This is a genomic window from Petrotoga mexicana DSM 14811 (assembly GCF_002895565.1).
GTDB lineage: Bacteria > Thermotogota > Thermotogae > Petrotogales > Petrotogaceae > Petrotoga > Petrotoga mexicana.
In genome coordinates this window covers 75333-98551 of sequence record NZ_AZRN01000023.1, presented here as the reverse complement: position 1 = coordinate 98551, position 23219 = coordinate 75333, and the positions used below count along the sequence as shown (strand labels likewise).

21 protein-coding genes are annotated in these 23219 nt (G+C 32.8%); 16 read left to right on the top strand and 5 right to left on the bottom strand.

The features are described from left to right. Positions 1 to 249 precede the first annotated feature (249 nt). The 3 genes from X927_RS06185 (at position 250) to X927_RS06175 (ending at position 2395) form a co-directional block, all read left to right on the top strand. Complete coding sequence (locus X927_RS06185; RefSeq protein WP_103077232.1) at positions 250 to 519, top strand: hypothetical protein; 270 nt, start codon at positions 250 to 252, stop codon at positions 517 to 519. Positions 520 to 619: 100 nt separating this feature from the next. After that, on the top strand, positions 620 to 1447 hold the full coding sequence (locus tag X927_RS06180; protein WP_103077231.1) for a PHP domain-containing protein: 828 nt from the start codon (positions 620 to 622) through the stop codon (positions 1445 to 1447). Between the two features lie 111 nt (positions 1448 to 1558). Further along, positions 1559 to 2395 (top strand): DUF368 domain-containing protein, encoded by an 837-nt coding sequence (locus X927_RS06175; protein WP_169925169.1) that lies wholly within the window; start codon positions 1559 to 1561, stop codon positions 2393 to 2395. A gap of 2 nt (positions 2396 to 2397) precedes the next feature. On the opposite strand, the gene X927_RS06170 is transcribed toward X927_RS06175, so the two are convergent. Continuing rightward, positions 2398 to 2958: a 2'-5' RNA ligase family protein gene (locus tag X927_RS06170; protein ID WP_169925168.1), complete on the bottom strand. Its 561-nt coding sequence runs from the start codon at positions 2956 to 2958 to the stop codon at positions 2398 to 2400. Positions 2959 to 2990: 32 nt separating this feature from the next. On the opposite strand from X927_RS06170, the gene X927_RS06165 reads away from it, so the two are divergent. Next, a complete protein-coding gene (locus X927_RS06165) occupies positions 2991 to 3239 on the top strand; it encodes a hypothetical protein (protein ID WP_103077228.1) in 249 nt (82 codons plus the stop codon). Between the two features lie 8 nt (positions 3240 to 3247). Here X927_RS06165 and X927_RS06160 read toward each other — a convergent pair whose 3' ends face one another. Together X927_RS06160 and X927_RS06155 are read right to left on the bottom strand one after the other, a co-directional pair. Further along, positions 3248 to 3802, bottom strand: coding sequence for an HD domain-containing protein (locus X927_RS06160; protein ID WP_425440367.1), 555 nt, complete (start codon positions 3800 to 3802; stop codon positions 3248 to 3250). A gap of 3 nt (positions 3803 to 3805) precedes the next feature. Then, positions 3806 to 4114 (bottom strand): hypothetical protein, encoded by a 309-nt coding sequence (locus tag X927_RS06155; RefSeq protein ID WP_103077226.1) that lies wholly within the window; start codon positions 4112 to 4114, stop codon positions 3806 to 3808. A gap of 315 nt (positions 4115 to 4429) precedes the next feature. Between X927_RS06155 and X927_RS06150 the strand changes: the two genes are divergently transcribed. The 4 genes from X927_RS06150 to rd all read left to right on the top strand — a co-directional run bounded on the left by X927_RS06150 (position 4430) and on the right by rd (position 7472). Next, positions 4430 to 6244: a heme NO-binding domain-containing protein gene (locus X927_RS06150; RefSeq protein ID WP_103077225.1), complete on the top strand. Its 1815-nt coding sequence runs from the start codon at positions 4430 to 4432 to the stop codon at positions 6242 to 6244. 152 nt (positions 6245 to 6396) lie between these two features. Then, complete coding sequence (locus X927_RS10390) at positions 6397 to 6891, top strand: ferritin family protein (RefSeq protein WP_103077233.1); 495 nt, start codon at positions 6397 to 6399, stop codon at positions 6889 to 6891. Between the two features lie 30 nt (positions 6892 to 6921). Beyond that, a complete protein-coding gene (locus X927_RS06140) occupies positions 6922 to 7275 on the top strand; it encodes a class II SORL domain-containing protein (protein ID WP_103077224.1) in 354 nt (117 codons plus the stop codon). A 32-nt stretch (positions 7276 to 7307) separates the two neighbouring features. Next, positions 7308 to 7472 carry a rubredoxin gene (gene rd, locus X927_RS06135; protein WP_103077223.1) on the top strand — a complete coding sequence of 55 codons (165 nt, stop codon included), beginning with the start codon at positions 7308 to 7310 and terminating at the stop codon, positions 7470 to 7472. A 13-nt stretch (positions 7473 to 7485) separates the two neighbouring features. Here the strand turns inward: rd and X927_RS06130 are convergent, their stop codons facing one another. Then, the gene (locus X927_RS06130) at positions 7486 to 9948 is read right to left on the bottom strand and encodes an ATP-dependent Clp protease ATP-binding subunit (protein WP_169925167.1); all 2463 of its coding nucleotides are present in this window, start codon (positions 9946 to 9948) and stop codon (positions 7486 to 7488) included. A 280-nt stretch (positions 9949 to 10228) separates the two neighbouring features. Here X927_RS06130 and X927_RS06125 point away from each other — a divergent pair, with 280 nt between their 5' ends. The 4 genes from X927_RS06125 to X927_RS06110 all read left to right on the top strand — a co-directional run bounded on the left by X927_RS06125 (position 10229) and on the right by X927_RS06110 (position 17082). Next, the gene (locus X927_RS06125; protein WP_103077221.1) at positions 10229 to 12985 is read left to right on the top strand and encodes an ATP-binding protein; all 2757 of its coding nucleotides are present in this window, start codon (positions 10229 to 10231) and stop codon (positions 12983 to 12985) included. A 211-nt stretch (positions 12986 to 13196) separates the two neighbouring features. Further along, entirely contained in the window at positions 13197 to 13556 is a 360-nt protein-coding gene (locus X927_RS06120) for a response regulator (protein WP_103077220.1), read from the top strand. A 22-nt stretch (positions 13557 to 13578) separates the two neighbouring features. Beyond that, positions 13579 to 16338, top strand: coding sequence for an isoleucine--tRNA ligase (ileS, locus tag X927_RS06115; RefSeq protein WP_103077219.1), 2760 nt, complete (start codon positions 13579 to 13581; stop codon positions 16336 to 16338). A 90-nt stretch (positions 16339 to 16428) separates the two neighbouring features. Further along, entirely contained in the window at positions 16429 to 17082 is a 654-nt protein-coding gene (locus tag X927_RS06110; RefSeq protein ID WP_103077218.1) for a TIGR00153 family protein, read from the top strand. A 52-nt stretch (positions 17083 to 17134) separates the two neighbouring features. Here X927_RS06110 and X927_RS06105 read toward each other — a convergent pair whose 3' ends face one another. Then, positions 17135 to 18124 carry an S-layer homology domain-containing protein gene (locus X927_RS06105; protein WP_169925166.1) on the bottom strand — a complete coding sequence of 330 codons (990 nt, stop codon included), beginning with the start codon at positions 18122 to 18124 and terminating at the stop codon, positions 17135 to 17137. 107 nt (positions 18125 to 18231) lie between these two features. Here X927_RS06105 and aspS point away from each other — a divergent pair, with 107 nt between their 5' ends. Genes aspS through X927_RS06085 form a run of 4 tightly spaced genes read left to right on the top strand, consistent with a single transcriptional unit; the run spans position 18232 to position 23134 of the window. Next, a complete protein-coding gene (aspS, locus tag X927_RS06100) occupies positions 18232 to 20031 on the top strand; it encodes an aspartate--tRNA ligase (protein ID WP_103077216.1) in 1800 nt (599 codons plus the stop codon). Next, entirely contained in the window at positions 20015 to 20695 is a 681-nt protein-coding gene (gene cmk, locus X927_RS06095) for a (d)CMP kinase (protein ID WP_103077215.1), read from the top strand. Before aspS ends, cmk begins: the two co-directional genes overlap by 17 nt. Then, positions 20685 to 21539, top strand: coding sequence for a 4-hydroxy-3-methylbut-2-enyl diphosphate reductase (gene ispH / locus X927_RS06090; protein WP_103077214.1), 855 nt, complete (start codon positions 20685 to 20687; stop codon positions 21537 to 21539). The genes cmk and ispH overlap by 11 nt, the downstream gene beginning before the upstream one ends. After that, a complete protein-coding gene (locus tag X927_RS06085) occupies positions 21536 to 23134 on the top strand; it encodes a S1 RNA-binding domain-containing protein (RefSeq protein ID WP_103077213.1) in 1599 nt (532 codons plus the stop codon). Before ispH ends, X927_RS06085 begins: the two co-directional genes overlap by 4 nt. Positions 23135 to 23219 lie beyond the last annotated feature (85 nt).

Sequence of the window (23219 nt, the reverse complement as noted above, 5' to 3'; positions counted from 1 at the left end):
TCTTTTTGTTGGATTCATCGACTCTGCTAAGATTAAAGAAGAAAATAACTTTGAAAGCACATGGTTAAAAAAAGAGGAAATCGTAAATTTAAAGGATGTGAATTTCGAAGGTTGGACTACGATAGCTTTAAATAACTTGTAAGGTCCCTTCCTTAAATGGGCGGGTTGCGGGGCGAAGGGGCGCTAAAACAAGTTTTAGAGTTTCTAACGACAGTAAAAACGCACATAAAGGAGGCCTAAATTAACTTTATGAACAATATTTACGGAGAAGATTCAGGTAAAGGTTTTATCAAGGAAGTACCTTTATCTACATTTGCAAAGGCAGTAGAAAGTGCCATTTATAAAGCACCATTAAGAGAAAACAACAAAGTTTGGTTAAGCGACTTATGGTTCATCACTTCTTTACCAGAAGACCTGATCAAAGAAGCGATATCCAAATATATTGAAGAAATTGATCTGCCCGAAGATGTTGAAGAGATATACGACGACGAAAAAAATAAAGTTCTATGGAAAAAATAAATTAGGGCCAACTCTGGGGTGGGTTGCGGGACGAGGGGGCGCTAACACAAGTTTTGGAGTTTCTAAAGACAGTAACTCTAATTAAAACTGGAGGGAAAAAGTGAAAGTTGATTTTCATACTCATTCAACAGGATCCGATGGGAGTAACACTCCTGATGAATTATTGAATCTGGCCTTAGAAAAAAATATAGAATATCTATCTATCACCGATCACGATACCCTTGATGGAATAAAAGCTATAGAAAACCTTACAGATTTAAATAAGTTAAAATTTGTTCCTGGAGTAGAAATAAGTGCAGAATTCCCGAACACTTTACACCTTTTAGGATACGGCTTTGATATCAAAAACAAAAGGTTAAATAAGGTTTTAGAAGACCTTCAAGAGTACAGAAAAAAAAGAAACGTTTTGATGATCGAAAACATGCAAAAACTTGGTTTTCAAATTACCCTTGAAGAACTAAAAAAAGAAGCAGGTGGAGAATTGATTGGTAGGCCTCATTTTGCTTCTTTAATGGTGAAAAAAAATTATGTAAGCAACAAACAAGAAGCTTTCGATAAGTATTTAAAGAAAGGTGCACCTCTTTACTTAGATAAAAAAAGGTTGGAACCAAAAGATGCAATATTGTTAATTAAGGAAGCTGGGGGCGTAGTGGTTTTGGCACACCCTTATCAAACAAAACTCGATGAACAAAACCTAGACAATCTGATCAGAGAGTTAGTAGATTATGGATTAGACGGCATAGAAGCTTGTTACTCCTTGCACACCAAAGAAATGATCGAAAGGTATAAAGCACTTGCCAAAAAGTATGATTTGTTTATAACCGCTGGTTCGGATTATCATGGAACAAACAAACTAGGGATAGAAATGGGGATTAACATCAGCAAAGAAGAATTAGAACCATTTTTAAAAATTTTAAGGATGTTTTAAGTCTTTCTGCATATAATAGGGTTAGAAAACAATAACCCCCAATAAAATCCCCAACTTATCCCGCTTTATGCGGGGTTTTTTTATAATGAAATTTATTGAATGGAGGTATTTATGAAGAAAAAAAATCTTTTAATTCCGTTGTATGGTGTTTTCATGGGTATTTCTGATTCTATCCCTGGGGTTTCAGGGGCGACGATAGCCTTGATACTAGGCATTTATGAGAATTTCATATCTGCATGGTCTTTTGTCTTTTCCAATTTATTCAATTTCAAAACTTTAACGAAAAGTCGGGAACTTAGATTTTTGATCATGTTGTACATAGGCGTTTTTCTTGGAATGTTCTCAACCTTGGGATTTATAGACTTTTTAATAAATAATTATCAAACAAGTGTCTTTTCTTTCTTTTCAGGTTTAATTATCGGTAGTATCTTTTTTTTGGGATCTGATCTATTTAAAAATGTTGATTTCAAAAATACGGAGAAATCTAAATATTTTTCTTTTTTTATTTCAGCCACTATTGGTTTTTTAGTTGCCTTCTATATCTCAGGGGCAAAATTTTTAGTAGAGCAACATGGTTTTTTAATAATCTTTTCGTCAGGATTTTTGGCTATTTCTGCCATGATTGTGCCGGGGATTTCCGGTGCCTACGTTCTATTACTTTTGAATCAGTATTCATACATAGTAAAAGCAGTTAATGATTTTAATTTCTCTGTGCTGATAACCTTTGTTTTAGGTATTGTGCTGGGATTGGCTTCTATGAGTAGATTACTGAAATGGGTATTGGATAAGTTTTACCTCGCGACAATGTTTTTTTTGATGGGATTAATGGTTGGAGGATTGAGGGCTCCCATTTCAAAAATAGATAACTTTGTTAGCTTTTTAATATTTGCTTTAATTGGAGCCATAGTAATTATAATTATAGAGAGGTTTGGTAGAATCAATAGATAATTTTACTTCTTCCTTTTGCGCCTTTTCGGAATTCCAAAAGTTTGATCAATTTCAACCTCTTTTCCCAACTCTCTGTGAACTAGGGAAAGAGATTCCAACTTTATTTGATATTTTAACTTTTTATCAGACAAATAACTGGTAATCTGTCCAATGTTCTCCTTATCAATGTCTTCTACCGCCAAAGTTATATGTGGAAACCAATTATCTGGAGAATAATAATCGTTTAACTTTGACTCATTTACGTTGACCAAATTCCACAGATATTCGTGAAAGTTTAACAATTCCTTTGTCGGTTTTACAGGGATGTACAAAGTTAATTTAGGTCCTGTAAATAAGGCTATACCTTCCGTTTTTATGGTTAAGGAATCTAATTCTTTGGTTGCCTTTTTGAGTAACTTGTTTAACTCGTTAACTTTATACTCCTCAGCGACACTCCAAGTTATATGAGGGAAAGGCACGTTATTTTTTACCCATTTAACATCAAAATTCTTGTCCAATTCATTCCAAAGTTTTGTTATTTTGTTGTAAAAAGGCTGAGGTAAAATAGTTAAAAGAGATTGCACTGTTATCACCTTTTTTAGTAGGAGGTTTAAAGATGAGCTATAATAAAAAACGAATCGTGAAGTTTCTTATCTATTATTTCTCTATTTCTGTTGGAGTTCTTTTAATATTCTATTTTTGGTTCACAAAACTTTTTTGGTTTTCTCTAGTTACTTGGATTTTTGCCACATTTGGTGTTGTTTCAATTTCGTTTTTCACTTTTATGAACCTAAGAATCGTCGAACTTCAAAATGAATCAGAAGAAGCACATGATAAAAATATTGAAAATGATAAAAATGATTAATGTATTTATCAAGCTAAGTCCAATTCATCTTTTATTCGAACCATACCATCAATGGCTATTTTGAAGAAATCGTTCAATTCGATATCTAGCTTGGCTATTTCTTTTATTTTTTCTCTATCCGCTCCTCTTGCGAAAGCTTTATCTTTAAATTTCTTTTTTAACGATTTGACCGATAACTCGGCTATATCTTTGTTTGGTCTTACCAAGACAGCAGCAACGATAAGCCCGGAAAGCTGATCTGCAGCATATAGGGCTATCTCAATATCTTTTTCTAACTCTTTTTTTTCATTATGTGCTAATATAGCGTCTTTTACATCTTGATCAACTTTGTCTCCAAGCATTTCAACAGTTTTTAACGCATGATTATCTGGATCGTCTTTTGTTTCTTCGTAATCCAGATCATGTAGTAAACCGGTGATCTCCCATTTTTGCTCATCTTTGTTTAGATGTTTTGCTAACTCCTTCATAATGGCTCCTACGGCAAGGGAATGAGTGAACAAATTATCCGTTTTTAAGTTTTGCTTTAGTAACTCAAGAGCTTCTTCTCTAGTCAAAAAAATCACTCCTTATTCAAATTTATTAAAAGCAAATTTAAAGTAAAAATAAAAGATTAAAGCAGTAAACAAAACAGTTGCGAAGATGATCCATAAACCTATTACTACGGGGGGTGTTGTTGTAAAAATTAAAACTAAACACACAACTAAACCTAAATTTAACCAAAACATGAACTTCAAATTATGCCACATTTTATTTAATTTTTCTTTCATTTTAGAATTTTGAAAAAGCAGATCGTCCAAAGTTTCTCTATTTTCTCTATTTTGTTCTTCTAATACTTTTATTCTACTCTCTAAGTCTTCAACATTATTCTTAGCCATTCTTCTTGACTACCTCCTTTGGAGAAAAGCTGATTTTTATATCTTTTTAAGTATTATACCACAATTTTATAGAGTTCAAAGGTGTTTCGTGCAATAAATAAGTATCATTACGGCTTATTAACCGATCAATTAGTTGATTGTTGCATTTTCCAAATATACAAATTATTTGTCCTCTATTTTTAATAATTAAATAATTCGAAAAAATATGGTATAATTTAACTACAAAAAGATAAAGAACTTTCATCGTTCGGGGCGTTAAATCTTGTTTTAGAGTTTCAAAAGTCATCATAAACACTGCACTTAGGAGGGGATTTAATGAAGGGAATGATCGTTGAAACATGGCTTGAAACTTGGAAAAATACATACGGCGAAGATTATGTGAATCAACTTTTAACTGAAATAGGAATTCCAGAAAACAAACATTTCTCCCCTTTTGAAGATTTGGAAGACTCTAAAGTCTTTAAACTACTTGATTTGATGAGTAAAAAGACTAATAAACCAAAAGATGAGATTATGAAAGAACTTGGCAAAAAAAACATCTATACCTTCAAAAAATATTACCCCAATTTTTTCAAAAAAAAGGGACTTCTCTCTTTTTTGTCAACGATGAATGATGTTCATAAATCATTAACAAGAAGAATAAAAGGAGCCAAACCTCCCGCCATTGAATTTGAAATCATAGATAGCAACTCTGCCTATCTTACCTATCGTTCTTTCAGAGATATGAGATACTATTTTCTAGGATTGCTGGAAGGTTCAGCTGAGGTTTTTGGTGAGAAGATTGAATATGAGATTATTGATCAAGGGAGCACTGATGAAGGTAGCTTTCTTAAAATAAAATTAGAGAGTGAGAAACCATATGCAAAAATTAGAAAAGCAAGGTTTTTTGCAGCCATGAGTTTGTCATTAATGAAAATGTTTTTTACTTCTTTAACCTTTTATACAATAATCATAGTCTTTTTATTATCTTGGCTATTCACCGGGCTTTTAGGTAATCATTGGTATACTTTTTTGGTTACAGGTATTTTATCTGGAACATTTATTCTTTTTATGGGGAACTACTTTAAACGATTATTTTCTTCTTCTACAGAAGGGTTACAAAATTTAAATAACCAGGAATTTGACGAACCTGTTCTATTAAAAGGGGAAAAGATACTCGAAAAGCATTCTTTAGAAATTGATAATTTAAGGAATAATTTTAATGGAATTTTTATTCAACTGACGGGAGATATAGAAGAAATAGAAACCTTTACCGGAAAAGTTGGAGAAAGAGCTGAGGAGATGAAGGAAATAAGTGACTCAATAGGAGAACTAGTTGAACAGGTGGCTATAAGCTCAGAACAAATCGCTCAAGATGCCGAGTCCATATCAAATGTAGTTGAAGTGAATGTAAATACTATACAAAGTATCATATCCAGAGAAAATCAAATGGTAGACTCTTTGGAAAATGCAGTCAAAAGAATCAATGATTCCTCTTCAAAAGTAGAAACTTCTTCAAAAGAAATAGAAAGTATGAGTGAGCGATTCAATAATTTGGTGAAAGAAAGTGATAAGTTAGAAGAGGATACTCAAGAAATTCTTAAAGTCGTTGATACGGTGAAAGGTATTGCGGATCAAACTAATTTGTTAGCCTTAAATGCCGCAATTGAAGCATCAAGAGCAGGAGAAGCCGGCAGAGGATTCGCTGTAGTAGCTGATGAAATAAGAAATTTAGCAGAGGAAAGCAAAATAGCTGCTTCACAGATTGATAATATACTTAGCAGGATATCTTCAGGTATTGAGTTGTTAACAGAAACTGTTGAAAAAGAGTTTAAATCGATGAAAGAAGGAGCTAATAATCTAAGAATTAGTTCTCAAGATAATAAAGAATCTGCAACTAATATAGAAAATATTTCCAAAGAAATCCGCGAAATTTTAGATGAATTAAGTAGCGAAGGGGTTAAATTAGAAGATTTAACAAAAAACACCCAAAACTTGTTAGCTATATCTGAAGAAGGTTCGGCTACTTCTGAAGAAATATCTACTTCCGTCAAAACGTTTGTAAGTAATATAAAAGAAATTCTACAGAATATAAAAGAGGTGGAAAGATTTATTTCTTCCCTTAAAGACAGCTTATCCAGTAAAAATTGATCTTTTATTTCATAATAATTTTATTTTATTCATCTTTTTTTAAAACTTTCATGTTATAATTTACGTTGAATCGTGCTTTAAGGATCTTAGAAAACTTTTAGATGAAGAAATATTTTTAATGAAGGGGGTAGATAACTTTGGTAGAAAGACCAATGACAAAACAGTTTTTGGAGGATGCCTTTTGTGGTGAATCCAAGGCACATATGAAGTATTTGATTTTTTCTGCTGAGGCAGAAGAAAAAGGGTTAAAAAATCTTGCAAGAATATGGAAAGCTATTGCTCATGCTGAGTTTGTTCATGCGAGAAACCATTACAGAGCTTTGGGTTATATAGGATCAACAGAAGATAACCTACAGCAATGTATAGACGGAGAAACCTTTGAAATTGAAGAAATGTATCCCGTGTACAACAATGTAGCTAACTTTCAAGAAGAAAACGAAGCAGTAAGAACAACTCATTTTGCCTTGGAAGCAGAAAAAATACACGCCGAGTGGTATAAAAATGCAAAGAAGGTTGCAGAAAAAGGTAAAGATGTGGAAATTGGTAAAATTTTCATTTGTGATATCTGTGGTTACACCGTAGAAGGAGAAGCTCCAGAAAAATGTCCTGTTTGTGGAGCACCAAGAAGCAAATTTGTAGAATTCTAACCAAATTTATAAAAAAGGGGATGATTCTTTGTGTTAGGTGAAGTAATTAAGACTAGTGATTTCAAAAATGAAAAACATGTCCCTACTATCGATTGTCCAGACAAAGTTCAACCTAACGAAGAGTTTGAAGTAGATGTACAGATTGGTAAAGAGATTAAACATCCAAACACTGTAGAACACCATATTGAGTGGATAGATCTTTTTATGCAATACGATGATGATCCAAATACCGTACATGTAGGCAGATATATGTTCGGACCCGTAGTGGGGGAACCTCATGTAAAAGCTAAAATAAAGTTAGCGAAATCTGGAACGTTGATTGCACTCTCTCATTGCAATATTCATGGACTTTGGGAAAATACCAAAAAGATTTCTGTAGGATGATTTTTGAAAATATTATATAGGGGTTGATGAGAATGAAAAAATACAGATGCACCATTTGTGGTTATATATACGATCCAGAAGTAGGAGATCCTGATAACAACATAGAACCAGGAACCTCTTTTGAAGATTTACCCGATGATTGGACTTGCCCCGTTTGTGGCGCTGCTAAAGAAGACTTTGAATTACTCGAAGATTAAAAAAGGCGGGATATTAATCCCGCTTTTTTAATAATTCTCCAGCAGCTTTTCTTATTTCTAAATTTTCACCATCTTTTGAGTCAACTATGACCGTATCTCCTTCTTTTATAGTATCTTCGATGATCATATTTGCCAAAGTTGATTCGATTTTTCTTTCTATAACCCTTCTCAACGGTCTAGCTCCATAAACAGGATCGAATCCTTCTTTTGCTATAACGTCTTTGGCTGCCTCAGTTATTTGAATACTTATGTGTTTCTCTTTTAACCTTTCTTCTAATCTTGAAATCATTATATCAACTATTCTCTTTATCTGAGAGATGCTCAAAGGTTTAAATACAATAATATCGTCCAACCTGTTAATAAATTCTGGTCTAAATGCCATTTTTACCTGGCTCATAATTTCATTTTTTGTGTTTTCATAAGATTCTTCTTCTGATTCTCCAACAAAACCGACACTTTTTTTGGTCTTATTTAAGAATTCTGAACCTAAGTTAGAGGTTAATATTATAATGGTATTACTGAAATTGACCGTCCTACCTTGGGAATCTGTTAACCTTCCATCGTCTAAGATCTGTAATAATATATTGAATACATCGGGATGAGCTTTTTCAACTTCATCGAATAACACTACTGAATAGGGTCTTCTTCTGATTATCTCTGTTAACTGTCCCCCTTCTTCGTAACCAACATAACCCGGTGCCGCACCCACTAACCTTGAAACATTGAATTTTTCCATGTATTCACTCATATCTATCCTGACCAAAGCATCTTCGGTTCCAAACAAAATCTCGGCCAATGTCTTAGCTAATTCTGTTTTTCCTACTCCAGTTGGCCCAAGAAACAGGAAAGAACCCACTGGTCTCTTAGGATCTTTCAATCCTGCTCTTGCCTTTTTAATATGGTCTGCAACAATTTTAACCGCCTCATCCTGATCAACAAGCCTTTTGTGTATTTCATTTTCAAGGTTGGCAAGTTTTTTCTTTTCATCTTCAACCATCCGAGTAACAGGAATGCCGGTCCATTCTTGTACCAAAGAAGCGATTATCTCTTCATCTACTACATTGCTTATTTCACTTTGTACTCGTTTGGCAGCTTTTTGTGCCTTTTCTAATTCCTTTTGAAGATCAAAATATTCCGCTTTTTTTTGAGATGCTTCTTCATATTTTTCCTCTAAAGTTAGTTGATTAATTTCTTCTTCAAGTTTCGACATTTTCTTTTCCAATTCCCGAATTTTTTCTGGTTTAGCGGAGTTTCTAAGTTTTACTCGAGCACAAGCTTCGTCTATCAAATCGATAGCTTTATCTGGTAAAAACCTATCATTAATATATCTGTGAGAAAGATTTACTGCTGCAATTAAAGCTTCATCCAATATTTCAACCTTGTGATGCTTTTCGTACGTTTCTTTTAGACCTTTAAGTATTTCAATTGCCTGTTCAGGGGTAGGTTCTTGTATATACACAGGTTGAAACCTTCTTGCTAAAGCTTTGTCCTTTTCAATGTACTTTTTGTATTCTTCATACGTTGTTGCTCCAATAACCTTTATTTCACCTCTAGCTAAAGCTGGTTTTAAAATATTTGCTGCATCCATTGCATTTCCTTCAGCCACTCCTGCACCTATTATATTGTGCAGTTCATCAATAAAAAGAATAATTTCATCGCTTTTTTCTTTTACTGTATCGATAACTGATTTAAGTCTTTCTTCAAACTCACCTCTAAATTTTGAACCTGCCAATAATGCAGCCATGTCTAATTGTAAAATTTTTTTATTTTTCAGATAGGAGGGAGGATTTTCATCTACTATCAACTGTGCTAAACCTTCTACTACAGCGGTTTTTCCAACACCAGCGTCTCCAACTAACACTGGATTATTTTTGGACTTTCGGGATAATATTTCAATCATTCTATTTATTTCTTTTTCCCTTCCTATGACAGGCGTAAGCTTTCCTTTCTTAGCCTCTTTGGTTAAATCAATAGTAAATTTTTTCAAAGGATCTCCCGTACCTGATTCTATTTCTTCATCTCCGCTTTCTAACATTTCTTGTAACTGTTCTCTAATTAAAGCCTCTGATGTATAAGCGGACAACAGTTTGGAGGCGTAAGATGTACCTTCCAACAAAATTCCTAATAGAAGGGCTAATAAAGGAATTTTATTAAATCCCATTCTATTGGCTTCTGATTTAGCTATTTGTAAAGCGTTTGCTAAACTTGTTGATAGATATATACCTTGTGGTCCACCATAAGACATGGAGTAATAAATTCCCATTTCTTCAGATAAAGCTTCTTCAAGTTTGATTTTTACTGAATTGATATTGGTACCTTGAAAAATTTTTTTCACATTCTCATCTTCAATATTTAGAATTGCTAACAGCAAATGTTCCGGTTTAAGAATATTTCCACCCGAATAACTTAAAACATTCTGGGCTTCTTGAAATGCTTTTAAAGATTTTTCAGTGAAATCATTCGGATTGAATCTCATTGTGTCACCTCCATCTATTTTACGTAATAAGATATTTTATCACTCGTAACTTTTATTTGCTAATTCCATTTTCATTATAATACTTTTCAATGTAAAATGTCAAGATAAAATTTTAAATTTCTGTTTTAATTCCTTTTCTTTTATAAAATCGCCCAATATATCTAACTTGTCATTAGGCAATTATTCCGTTATTAAATTCACAATATATTTTTATCCCATTTTTAAGCATTTTAGTGTTATAATTAAGACGAAAAAGATAAAACATCGGAGTGTGGAATTTATGATGAATGATATTTTAAATATTATATACAATGATGATCCTCAAAATATTTTAAAATCAGTTTTTAAAGAAGTATCCTTCCAATTGAAAGAATCAATTGGGAAAGACAATATTATGTTTATCTATCAATCAAGCAGAGAGGTTTTTAAAGCTTTAGCTTCTACAATAGACAAGTTTGAAAATGTAAAAATATATATACGTGGAGTCGAAGAGTTAAAAAACAAAATTTTCTCAAATGAAATTCTTTCGGTTAATCTACAGGATGATACTTTAAAGGTAAGTTCAGACAGCAACGATAAAAAAGAAATATTTTTATATCCGATTTTTTCGGAAGAGACTTTAATCGGAGCCGTTGGATTATTTGATAATCAAATCGACAAAGATACTTTCGACCAACAATTTTTTTATTACGTGGTTTTGATTAACTTGATTATAGAAAAACTAAAAATCAAGGATTTGAAAGACAAAGTAGTTTTAATGGAAAAACTCACCGACATTATAGAAGAAATTACACAAAAAGATGTAATAATCAAAAATGTATTGAAACTCCTAAAAGATTCACTCCATGCAGAAAGCATAGTTTTCTGGGAACTTCAAGGAGATACACTTGAAATCAAATACGTTCTTGGAATAGATGAAAACTCAATCTTAAATAAAGAGATTCCTTTAGAAAATACTCTTGAGGGAAAAGCCATAAAAGAAAGAAGAAGCTTTATGGTTGTTGGACGAGAAAACTTTCAAAATTATTTTATCCCTTTTGATGTCGATCTCAAATCTTCTATTTATTCTATTATAGAACAAAATAATGAATTATATGGTGTTTTAAGTGCTTATAACAGAGAAGAAGGATACTCCTTTAGAACATACAAAAATTTTGATGAGGCAGATTTCCATGTTTTTTCAGATACAGCTAAAAGATTAGCTTTTTCTATTCACAGAATCAATTTATACAACAAACTTCAAAATGAAGTCAGTAAATTGACTGAATTGAAAAAGAATTATGAACAACTTATCGAAAAACAAAAAGAACACTTAGATATGCTAAATGCATTAGACAAGATATCTCAAGCCGTGAGATCTGTTTACGATAAAAATTTAGCAATAAAAATAATGCTTTTAGGATTAACTTCCGGAAGAGGGCTTAGGTTCAACAGAGCTCTGTATTTGGAAAAAGATAAGGTTCGGGGTTTCCTTGTGCCAAAAATATGGATTGGTCCCGATGCAGAAGAAGATGCTAACGAAATCTGGAAAGAAGCTAACATTAGGGCTTTAAAATACGGAAACGTTGTTCAATACTTCAAAGAGGAAGCCATAAAAATACCCACAAATAACAAACTAATTCTTAGTTTGCAAAACAAAGTTTTAGCATATAAAGGACACCCTATTTTAGAAAGAGTAGTTGAAAAAAAGCAGGTGTTACATATTGTTCCACAAATGTTGGAAATTAAATGGGAAGATTTAGAAGATATATACGATATAGTTAAAATAAATGAGTTTCTAATTTTTCCAGTTGCTGGGATGGTTGAAACTAAGGGTGTAGTTATAGTCGATAACAAAATAAACAAAAAACCCATCACCAGTATAGAAATTGAAATTGTAAAATTATTTAAAGATAATATGGGATTAGCTTTAGAAATGATAGAAAATTATCAAGAATTAAAAGAAAAAACGTTGCGATTAGAAGAACAGAAAGATTTGATGGATTACTATAGGAGGTTTAAAGACAATATCTTACAAAATTTAGCTGTCGCAATTGTTGTGGTTGATAGAAATGGAAAAATAAACGAATGGAACAGAAAAGCAGAAAATTTTTTCTCCAGACCAAGAGAAACCATGATCGGAACAGCTATTCAAGGTATAACAGATATAATAGGGGAAGAAATAATTGAAAAAATTAAAACCATTTATGAAACTAGAAATAATATCAAATTAAAAAATTATGAAGTAAAACTTTCCAATACAAAGAAAATTTTTGATATTCAATTATCTCCTTTGAGAAATGAAGATTTAGGAGTTATCGAAGGTGTTATAATTGTTTTTGATGATGTGACTGAACTGTACAACCTTCAAAAAGAAATGGAAAAGCGAGAAAGACTTGCTGCCATGGGAGAAATGACCGCTAGAATAGCTCATGAAGTGAGAAATCCTATTACGGTTATCGGCGGATTTTTAAACAGAATATCTAAAATGAATAAAATGGATGATATTCAAAAATACACTCAAATTATTAAAAAAGAACTCTCTAGGCTCGAACATATAGTAAATGAAATCTTAGAATACTCTAGAGGAGGTAAAATTAACCAGATTGAAGAAGTCAATTTAATAGAAATCATACGCGAAATAATGTTGATGTATGAAGATTTTATACAACAAAAACACGTTATGGTGAATACTGATTGGTTAAAGGAAGAGATCGTAATAAAAGTAGATAAAGATAAAATAAAACAAGTATTGTTGAATTTAATAAAAAACGCTTTAGAGAGTGTTAATAATAATGGAAAAATTGATATAAAAGTTGGATTTACTGATGAAAATAGAGTTTTTTTCGAAATAACCAATGATGGACCACCCATACCACCAGAAATTAAGGAAAAACTATTCACTCCCTTCCTTACAACAAAGAGTAATGGTACAGGACTTGGTTTAGCTATTTGTAAAAAAATAATAGAAGAAGAACACAAAGGTAAAATTTATTTGGTAAAATCTGACGATACTGAAACTTCTTTCAGATTTGAAATTCCAACAGGTAATAACTAAATTATTATATAATTTAGACACTAAGGGCCAATTGTGGGAGGCGGGGCAAAGGGGTACTAAATCGGATTCGATATTACTAACATGGACACTTTAAAAATAGGGTAATTTTCAAAAATTAAATTTAAATTTTTAAAAGGTTACAGGGCGAAGCCCTCACCCACCCATCTGGACGGTGTGAGGGAAAAGATAAAATTTTCTAGGAGGGGTTAAGTTGTCTAAAGTACTAATAGTAGATGATGAAGAGAACATAAGAACTTTAATAAAAGAAGAATTGGAAGAATCTGGTTATGAAGTTATTGCGGTAAGCAATGCAAAAGATGCACTGGAAACATTAGAAAGCGATAAAGATATAGATATCATATGCACCGATATCGAAATGCCCGATGTAAATGGTTTAGAACTCGCAAGTGAAATCAGAAAAAGGTACCCAAACAAAAAAATAATATTTCTCACAGCCTACTCACATTATAAAAGTGAGATGGCATCATGGGCAGCAGATGCTTACGTTGTAAAATCAATGGATTTAACAGAAATAAAAGATACTATCGAAAATCTCTTAAAAATTCAATAATATTTTATCGGAGGTGCGCGTTTTGGATTACAAAGATACAATCAATCTTCCAAAGACATCATTCAAGATGAAGGCAAATCTGAAAGAAAAGGAGCCTCAGATCCTTCGAAAATGGGATGATTTAAATATTGCTTACTATCTCAGAGACAAAAGAATAGGGAGAAAAAAATTTGTTTTACATGATGGTCCACCGTATGCCAATGGAGACATTCATATGGGAACCGCTCTTAATAAAGTTTTAAAAGATATAGTTTTGAAATACAAAACATTGAGAGGTCTTGATGCACCTTATGTTCCTGGATGGGACACACATGGTCTTCCAATAGAACATAATGTAACTACTAAACTTGGAGATAAGGCGAATACTTTGAATAAGTCAGAAATTCGAAAACTATGTGAAGATTATGCTTTGAAGTTCGTAGACGTTCAACGTGAAAGCTTTAAAAGGTTAGGGGTAATAGGTTTTTGGGATAAACCCTATTTAACTTTAAATCCCGAATATGAAGCCAAGGTTTTAGAGATCGTTCGTACTTTAGTTGACGCTGGCAACATCTACAGGGGCACTAAACCGATATATTGGTGTCCAGAATGTCAAACCGCTTTAGCAGAAGCAGAAGTTGAATATCACGATCATACATCGGATTCAATTTATGTAAAGTTCCCTCTAGTTGGAGAAAATAATACACACGTGATCATCTGGACGACAACACCTTGGACTTTACCAGCAAACGTAGCTATTGCTGTGCACCCTAATTTTGATTACGCAAAAGTGGAAGTTGGAAACGAATATTGGATAATGGCTAAAGAATTGGTTGATAAAACCATGAAAGAAGCCGGTATAGATGATTATAAAATCATCGATACGTTTAAAGGATCAACATTAGACGGGAAAAAAGCTAGACATCCTTTTATTGATAGAGACAGCCTTTTGGTACTTGCAGATTACGTAACTTTAGAAGAAGGTACTGGATGTGTTCACACTGCACCAGGGCACGGTATGGAAGATTATATAACAGGTACAAAGTACAATCTTCAGGTAATATCTCCTGTAGATAGCCAAGGATATTTCACGGATGAAGCTGGAAAATATAAAGGGATGAAAATTTGGGAAGCGAACAAAGAAATTATCAAAGATCTAAAAGAAAATGGATTTCTCGTTCAATCAGGAAAGATAACTCATTCCTATCCACATTGTTGGCGTTGTAAAAACCCTGTTATCTTTAGAGCCACTCCTCAATGGTTTATAGACCTTGAAAAAAATAACTACCGTGAAAAGGTATTAGAAGAGATAAAAAAAGTAAATTGGATACCCAAGTGGGGAGAAAATAGAATATCCTCTATGGTGAGAGAGAGACCTGACTGGGTAATTTCAAGACAACGTGCATGGGGCATCCCAATACCAGCTATTAAATGTAAGGATTGTGGTGAAGCAATTTTAGATACCAAAATTTTAGACCACGTTATCGAAATTATAAAAAAAGAAGGGAGTAATGCGTGGTTCGAAAAAGAAACGAAAGAACTTTTACCGGATGGTTACACGTGTCCTAAATGTGGCGGTTCGGCCTTCCAAAAGGAAGAAGATATTTTAGACGTTTGGATCGATTCTGGATCATCTTTTGAAGCGGTTGCAAATTCACGCAAAGAATTAAAAAAATTCCCTGTAGACTTATATTTGGAAGGAAGCGATCAACATCGAGGGTGGTTCCAAAGTTCTATATTCTTATCTGTTGCAAAACATGGAATAGCCCCTTATGAATCTGTTTTGACTCATGGCTTTATAAAAGACGAAGAAGGAAAGAAAATGTCTAAATCCTTGGGGAACGTAGTCAATCCAAAAGACATTATCAACAAATATGGAGCGGATATATTAAGATTATGGGTTGCATCAGCGGATTACAGAATGGATATAAAAATATCTTACAATATCTTAGAACAACAGGTTGAAACCTACCGTAAACTTAGAAATACTATAAGATTTTTGCTTGGTAATATAAATGATTTTAACCCTGATGAAGATTCTGTCGCTTATGAAGAAATGTTAGAAATAGACCAATGGGCGATGATGAAGTTACATAATTTGATAAAAAATGTCACCAAAGCCTATGACAATTATGAGTTTTACAAGGTACATTATCTGATAAACAACTTTTGCACTATAGATATGAGTTCTACTTACCTGGATATAATAAAAGATAGGATATATGTAGAAGGGAAAAAATCTAAACTCAGAAGATCAGCTCAAACCGTTTTATATGAAACTGCCGTAGCTTTAAATAAGATGATTTCACCCATATTACCTTTTACAGCAGAAGAAGTTTACGATCATCTCAATTATTCAAACAAATATGAAACCATATTCGCTGAACTATGGCCCGAATACAAAGAAAATTATCTCAGTCAACAGTTAGAAGAAAAGTGGAATAAAATTTTTGCTTTGAGAGAGGATGTTTTAAAAGCGCTTGAAGAAAAAAGAAAAGAAAAATTTTTAGGAAACTCTCTAGAGGCTAAAATTATCGTTAATCTCAAAGATGATGCTTTAAAGCAAATTCTATCTCAATACGATAACAACTGGATTGCCGATCTATTTATAGTATCTCAATTTGAATTTGGTAATGTCGATGAAGGATTTGAGGGTAGGTACGGTACAATTAAAGTTACCAAAGCGGAAGGGGAAAAATGTGAAAGATGTTGGAAAGTAGATCCTAATACGGGCAAAGATCCTGAATTTCCGGGTGTTTGTCCAAGATGCGCAAGAGTATTAAAAGAAGAAATAAATGCATAAATCCTAGGATGGGCTGTATAGCGAAGGGATACAAAAAGAAGTTTTTAAAATTCTAAAGATGCTCTTTTAAGTTATGTGAGGGGGTACACCATGAAACTTTTTTTTGGAAAAAAGGAAGAGAAAGTAATAAAACTTTTTTCTAAACATTTAGAAAAAGTTGAAGAAGGAGTAAACTTACTCACAGAATCAGTAGAATTATATGTAACCGACGATATTGAAAAATCTGTAGAATTATCAAAACAAATATCTAATATAGAAAGCGAAGCTGATACATTAAGAAGAAAAACCGAAAGTGAAATGTATCAAGGAGCTTTTTTACCAAATTTCAGAGGTGAGCTTTTAGAATTAATAGAAGCTGTTGATAAGGTTATGAATAAAATCCAAACCGTTTCAGAAATCTTAGCTTTTCAAAAACCTAAAATACCTGAGGACTTTAAAGCAGATTTCTTAGAACAAAGTCGATTGGTAAAAAAAACTTATAAGTTCTTGAAAAAATCTATAGAAAACGTATTCGAAAATATAGAAAAAAGTGGTGAATATATTCAAAAAGTTGAATTACATGAACATGAAGAAGATATCTTAGAGAAAGATATGCTAAGAAGATTGTTTGAAATAAATAACCTTGAGTTATGCGAAAAATTGCAGTTAAAAGATCTTTTTTTACAAATAGGAGATATAGCTGATAAGGCTGAAGATGCGTCTGATAAATTAGAAATTATAGTCTTAAAAAGGAACATTAAATGAAAAAACCGCTGGTCACGAAAAAACCAGCGGTTTTTTTATATCAAGGTCATTGTTACATAAAGTTCACTATAGCAAAAGATAAACCTGCAGAAATTACCACCGAGATAATAATATCTAAGAAGTTCACTCCTCCAGCACCCTCAGCTGTTTGTTTTACCTCAGTAACCTCTTGAGATAGCTGGTCGACACTACTTTGAACGGTTTGCAAATTTTGTGACAATTCAGTAATAGATTGGGTATTACTATTTAATTGAATACTTAATTCGTCAGTAGTATTCTTTAACGAGGTCAACTCAGTTTTATCAACTTTAGAATCTATCTTCGAATTCAAGTTAGCAGTTAAAGCGTTCAATTTCTCCATATCTTGATTGATACTAGAAAAAGAGTTTTGTAAAGTACCGACTGAATTTTTTAACGACTTTATTTCTTGATTGTTATTAGCAACCGTTTGAGAAAGATTTTGATAATTATTATCCAGACTTTCAACAGTGTTTTCCAAATTGGTTACTCTGCTATCTAAGCTTCTAATGTCAGTTTCGCTTACAACAGGCACGGATATGGCGTTGACCTTTCTCTCTAATTCATCTATCTTTGTGGTGGCATAACCAAGCAACTCATAAGAATTCTGTAGTTCCTTCACCGAACTATCCAACCTCGAAACGGAACTCTGAAGACTAGAAAGATCACTTGTAAAAGAGTTTAATTTTGTTTGAAGTTGTTGTAATTCTGATGATGAAACCCCTTGTGGTACAGATAAACTACTTACAGTCTTTTCCAGATTTGCTAAATCTTGGGCTAAAGGTTCAACCATACTTTGTTCTACGTAATCAATCGTTCTGGACAAAGCGACAGTCAGTTGATACCTGTTCATGTTTTCTAATCCTTTAAAAGTACCATCGGGGTATCCTTCAATTATGCCAATACCAGAAAGCCTTTCAACTGCGTCATATGCCCAATGATTGATGGGAACATCCTTAAAAGACTGTGAAAATACTCCTAAAGCCAAAAATAAAAATAGAAACAAAATACCTACCTTTTTCACTACATACACCTCCTGAATTTTAGAATTTTAAGTTTTTTGCTGTTATCGATTTTATTTTACCACAAAAAATGGTAAAATAAGATGAAAAATAATTGGAGGTGTTATTTTTGTTTCAAAAAAGAACTCACACTTGTGGAGAATTAAACGAAGACGATATAGATAAGATCGTTATTTTAAACGGATGGATAGATAGGATTCGTGATTTAGGTGGAATTATTTTTGTTTTGATAAGAGATAGATACGGTAAAACTCAAGCAGTTTTCGATTCTAGTGATAACAATACGCTTTATCAAAAAGCCTTAAAATTAAAAAACGAATATGTTGTTTCTATCCAAGGAAAAGTTAGGGTGCGTCCTGAAAAAGACAGAAACCCAAATATGCCAACTGGGGGTATTGAAATACTTGCAACAAATTTAGAAATCCTTTCTGAATCTGAAACACCACCAATATACGTCAACATAGAAGAGGATATTTCGGAAAATTTAAGGTTAAAATATAGATATTTAGACCTTAGAAAAGAACGAATGCAAAGGAACTTAATAATTAGACACAAAGTTATGAAAATCACTAGAGATACGCTAAGTGCTGAAGGCTTTCTGGAAATTGAGACCCCTTACTTAACAAAATCAACACCAGAAGGGGCAAGAGATTTTTTGGTTCCTTCTAGATTAAAACCAGGAAATTTTTACGCCTTACCTCAATCTCCACAGCTTTTCAAACAACTACTGATGGTATCAGGTTTTGATAAATATTTTCAAATAGCTCGCTGTTTCAGAGATGAAGATTTTAGGGCTGATAGGCAACCCGAATTCACACAAATTGACATAGAGCAATCTTTCGTTGAAAAAGAGGATATATTTGAACTAACGGAAAAATTAATTAAAGAAATATTCGAAAAATCTATAAATTACAAAGAATTAGAGATTCCGTTTCAAAAATACGCCTATGATGAAGTAATAAAAAAATACGGTTCAGATAAACCTGATATACGGTATGGTATGGAATTTATTGATCTAACAGCATATTTTCAAAATACAGAGACTAATTTTATAAAAAATGGGATAGATAAAGGTCTTATATTAAAAGGTTTTGTTGTCCCTGATAGGTCTAAAAATTTTTCTAGAAAAAAATTCGATGACCTGACAGAGTTCGCAAAAGAACAAGGAAGCTCGGGTTTGATATGGATCGCTTGTGACAAAGAAATAAGGTCAAATATAAAAAAAGCCGCAGCTAAAGAGATTAATATCTTAGTAGAACGTGGTATAATGAAAGAAGGTGACGTTTTATTAGCTATTTTAGAAGAAACAGACAAAATAGACCAGATTTTAGGCCAATTGAGAATTAAAATGATCAAAGAAGAATTCGAAAAAAAATCTGGATTCAGCATAATTTGGGTTACTGATTTTCCAATGTTTTCTTGGAATGAGGAAGAACAAAGAATTGTAGCTGAACATCACCCCTTTACTATGCCCAACTTAGATGATTTAGCTAAATACGAGAATAAAGACCCTTTAAAAATCAAATCTCAATCCTACGATCTTGTTATAAATGGTTATGAGATCGCAAGTGGCAGCATAAGGATACACAAACAAGATATACAAGAAAAGGTGTTCGATATTTTAGGCTTGAGCAAAGAAGAGGCAAAAGAGAAATTTGGTTTCTTGTTAGAGGCTTTTAAATATGGTGCTCCTCCTCACGGTGGTATAGCGATTGGAATGGATAGATTGGTGAGCATACTTGTAGGAGAAGAATCGATAAAAGAGGTAATTGCATTCCCAAAAACAGCTTCTGGAACTGATCCTATGACCGATGCCCCATCAGAAGTCAGCGAAAAACAATTGGAAGAATTACACCTCGCTTTGAAAAAAATAAACAAGAGTGAGATGCAAAATGGCTCAAAAAGCTAAAAAAATAAAGATTGCTATAGATGGTCCGGCAGGATCAGGAAAATCTACAATCGCACAGAAATTAGCTAATTTACTAAAGATAAATTATCTAAATAGTGGAGCTTTGTATAGAATCATTGGTTATTACCTAAATGAAAAAAAGGTGGACCCAAAAGATTCAAAAAATATAGAAAATATTTTAGAAAAACTTAATATTGAAATAAAAAACAACCGTTATTTTTTAGATGAAAAAGATATTACCACCACCATTAAAGACTCGAAAATCGGTGATTTAGCTTCCCTTTATTCCCAGAATAATATTATCAGAAAAAAAGTTAATGAGATAATAAAAAAAATTGCCGAAAAAGACAGTATAGTGGTTGATGGAAGAGATATAGGAACGGTAGTTCTCCCCGATAGTGATGTAAAAATATATCTAACCGCCTCTTTAGAAGAAAGAGCTAAAAGAAGATGGAATGAGGAAAAAGAGGAAAAAGGTAATATTTCTTTCAATGATATATTGGAAGAAATAAAAAGTAGGGATTACAACGATTCAAACCGTTCTATAGCTCCATTAAAACCAGCACGAGATGCAATAATTATAGATACTACTAATCTATCCATAGAGGAAGTCCTGCAAAAAGTACTAAAAATTGTCGAAAAGAGAGGTATTTATGGAGATTAATGTAGCGAAAAGAACCGGTTTTTGCTCAGGTGTTCAGTTAGCCTACAATCAAGTGAAAAACTCCATCGTTGATAGAAATAAAATTTATATTTACGGTGAGTTGGTACACAATAAAAAGGTAATAGAAGAGTTAAATAGAGCAGGTGCGATAACTATAACAGAATTGGATGATATACCGGACGATTCTATAAATGAAACAGTAATCATCAGAGCCCACGGTATTTCAAAGTCTGAAAAAGATTTTTTAAAAAAACGATTCTCTAAAGTTATTGATATGACTTGCCCAATAGTCACAAATTTAGTAAAATACGTAAAAGGCAAACAAAAAGATGGATTTTTTGTAATCGTGTATGGAAAACCCGACCATCCTGAGATACTTGGGCTAAAAGGAAATGTAGATGAGAGTAAATTATTAATAACACTCTCTCCAGTGAAAATACCTCAAAGAAAGATATTGATCGTATCACAAACAACCATGGGGGAGGAAGAATATAAAAATTTTATAGCCGGTATGGTAAATATTAATTCTTTTACGGAGGTGTTGATAAGAGATACTATTTGTTCTGAAACTGTCTTAAGGGAAAAAGAAACACTCGAACTTTCAAAAAAAAGCACGTTGATGTTAGTTATAGGCGGGAAAAATAGTTCCAATACTCAAAAACTATACCGTATTTCTAAGAAATATTGTAAAAGAGCGTATCATATCGAATCTGATGAAGAACTTAAGGAAATAGTAATCTCTCCACAAGACAAAATCGGAATAGTTACTGGTTCATCCACTCCAAAATCAGAGTTAAACAAAGTACTGGAGTATCTACGCCAAAAGAAGGAGGATCTTTCATGATGGAAGAAAAAACTTTTGAAAAACTTTTGAACGAACAAGAGATAAACGAAATAAAAAAAGGAAAAATAATAGAAGGAAAGGTGTTTGAAATAAATAGTGATGGTATATGGGTTGCTTTGGAAGGTGCAACAGGAGATGTGTTTGTAAGTCAAGGAGAACTCATAAAACCACTACAAGAATATCAAGTAGGTCAAAAGATAGTAGTAGAAATAACTAAAACAAATGATGCAGAAGGGTTAAACTTTGCTTCTGAAAAAAGGGCTGTTTGGAGCGAAACTATAAGTAAGATAAAAGAAGGGGAAAATTATCCAATCATTTTTAAAAACAAATTAAAAAAAGGTTATAGCGTTCTGATCGAAGGTATTGTCAACGCATTCCTTCCTGGTTCACTATCTTTATTAAGACCTAAAGACGATTTACCAAAGGGAGAAAAAATGGCTAAAGTTATTTCTAAAAATGGAAAAAACATAGTTGTCTCAAGAAGAGATTATGTAGAAGAAAAAATCAGCCAAACTTTCATTGAATACGAAGAAGGAATGGTAATCGATGGTGTTGTAGAGGATATAAAAAATTTTGGTGCATTTGTAAAATTGAACGATCATCTTAATGGTCTCATACCAGCAAGTGAGGTTAGCTGGAACGAGAAGATCTCAATAAAAGATTATCTAAAAGTGGGTCAAAAGATCAAAGCTGTAATAATCAAATTGGACAGCGAGAAAAAAAGAATTTCACTATCTCTTAAACGTTTGAAAGAAGATCCTTGGATAACACTGGACGAAAAGTATCCTGTAGGAAGCATTGTTCAAGGTACTGTAACCAACATATTACCTTTTGGTTTTACTGTTAAGTTTGACGAAGGTTTAGAAGGTTTGGTTCATGAAACGGAAGTATTCTGGGGCAGGAAAGGTAGAATAAGCGATGTAGTACAAGTTGGAGACAATGTTCAAGTTAAAATATTGAATATAGACAAAGAGAATAAAAAGATTAATTTAAGTTATAAGCAAGTTTTAGGAGATCCCTGGGAAACCCTAGAAGAAACGTACAACGAAGGAAACATTGTTACAGGAACCGTCGAAAAGGTTCTAAATAATGGAGCGATTATAAAAATAGACGAAGGGATCACTGGATTCCTACACGTTTCAGAACTTTCTTGGGATTTTGTAGACGATATTTCTACGGTTCTTCAAGAAAAACAAAAGATCAAAGTAAAAATAATAAAAATAGACAAGGATAACAGAAAGATGAGACTATCAGTTAGAGAAACAAAAGAAAATCCTTGGAAAAAGGCTTCACAGGAGATAAAACCAGGTGATACAGTTAAAGGAAAAATAATCCGTTTTTTAGATAAAGGAGCAATAGTACTCATCGATGATTACGAAGTAGAGGCTTATCTACCTGCAAGCAAGGCTTCTACAAATTCAAAAAGTCTCGAAGAAACATATAGGATTGGCGATCAAATAGAAGCGAAAGTTTTAGAGATCGGTCTTGAAAATGAATTTAAAAGGGGCAATATGATTATAAGTGTAACACATCTAGAAGAAGAAAAAGAAAAAGAAGAAGCGTTAAAAATAATGGATGAAATGAACGAAGAGTAAATAGCTTCAGTAAAAAAACAAGAGGTGGAATAACTTGGAAAAACCGACAGTTCTCATAATTGGAAAACCCAATGTGGGAAAATCA

Bases quoted from the DNA above. Each gene is read 5' to 3' on its own strand.
- X927_RS06150 (WP_103077225.1), top strand. From the start codon at position 4,430: ATGAAGGGAATGATCGTTGAAACATGGCTTGAAACTTGGAAAAATACA.
- X927_RS06175 (WP_169925169.1), top strand. From the start codon at position 1,559: ATGAAGAAAAAAAATCTTTTAATTCCGTTGTATGGTGTTTTCATGGGT.
- X927_RS06125 (WP_103077221.1), top strand. From the start codon at position 10,229: ATGATGAATGATATTTTAAATATTATATACAATGATGATCCTCAAAAT.
- ispH (WP_103077214.1), top strand. From the start codon at position 20,685: ATGGAGATTAATGTAGCGAAAAGAACCGGTTTTTGCTCAGGTGTTCAG.
- X927_RS06110 (WP_103077218.1), top strand. From the start codon at position 16,429: ATGAAACTTTTTTTTGGAAAAAAGGAAGAGAAAGTAATAAAACTTTTT.
- X927_RS06130 (WP_169925167.1), bottom strand. From the start codon at position 9,948: ATGAGATTCAATCCGAATGATTTCACTGAAAAATCTTTAAAAGCATTT.
- X927_RS06165 (WP_103077228.1), top strand. From the start codon at position 2,991: ATGAGCTATAATAAAAAACGAATCGTGAAGTTTCTTATCTATTATTTC.
- cmk (WP_103077215.1), top strand. From the start codon at position 20,015: ATGGCTCAAAAAGCTAAAAAAATAAAGATTGCTATAGATGGTCCGGCA.
- rd (WP_103077223.1), top strand. From the start codon at position 7,308: ATGAAAAAATACAGATGCACCATTTGTGGTTATATATACGATCCAGAA.
- X927_RS06155 (WP_103077226.1), bottom strand. From the start codon at position 4,114: ATGGCTAAGAATAATGTTGAAGACTTAGAGAGTAGAATAAAAGTATTA.
- X927_RS10390 (WP_103077233.1), top strand. From the start codon at position 6,397: ATGACAAAACAGTTTTTGGAGGATGCCTTTTGTGGTGAATCCAAGGCA.
- X927_RS06185 (WP_103077232.1), top strand. From the start codon at position 250: ATGAACAATATTTACGGAGAAGATTCAGGTAAAGGTTTTATCAAGGAA.
- X927_RS06085 (WP_103077213.1), top strand. From the start codon at position 21,536: ATGATGGAAGAAAAAACTTTTGAAAAACTTTTGAACGAACAAGAGATA.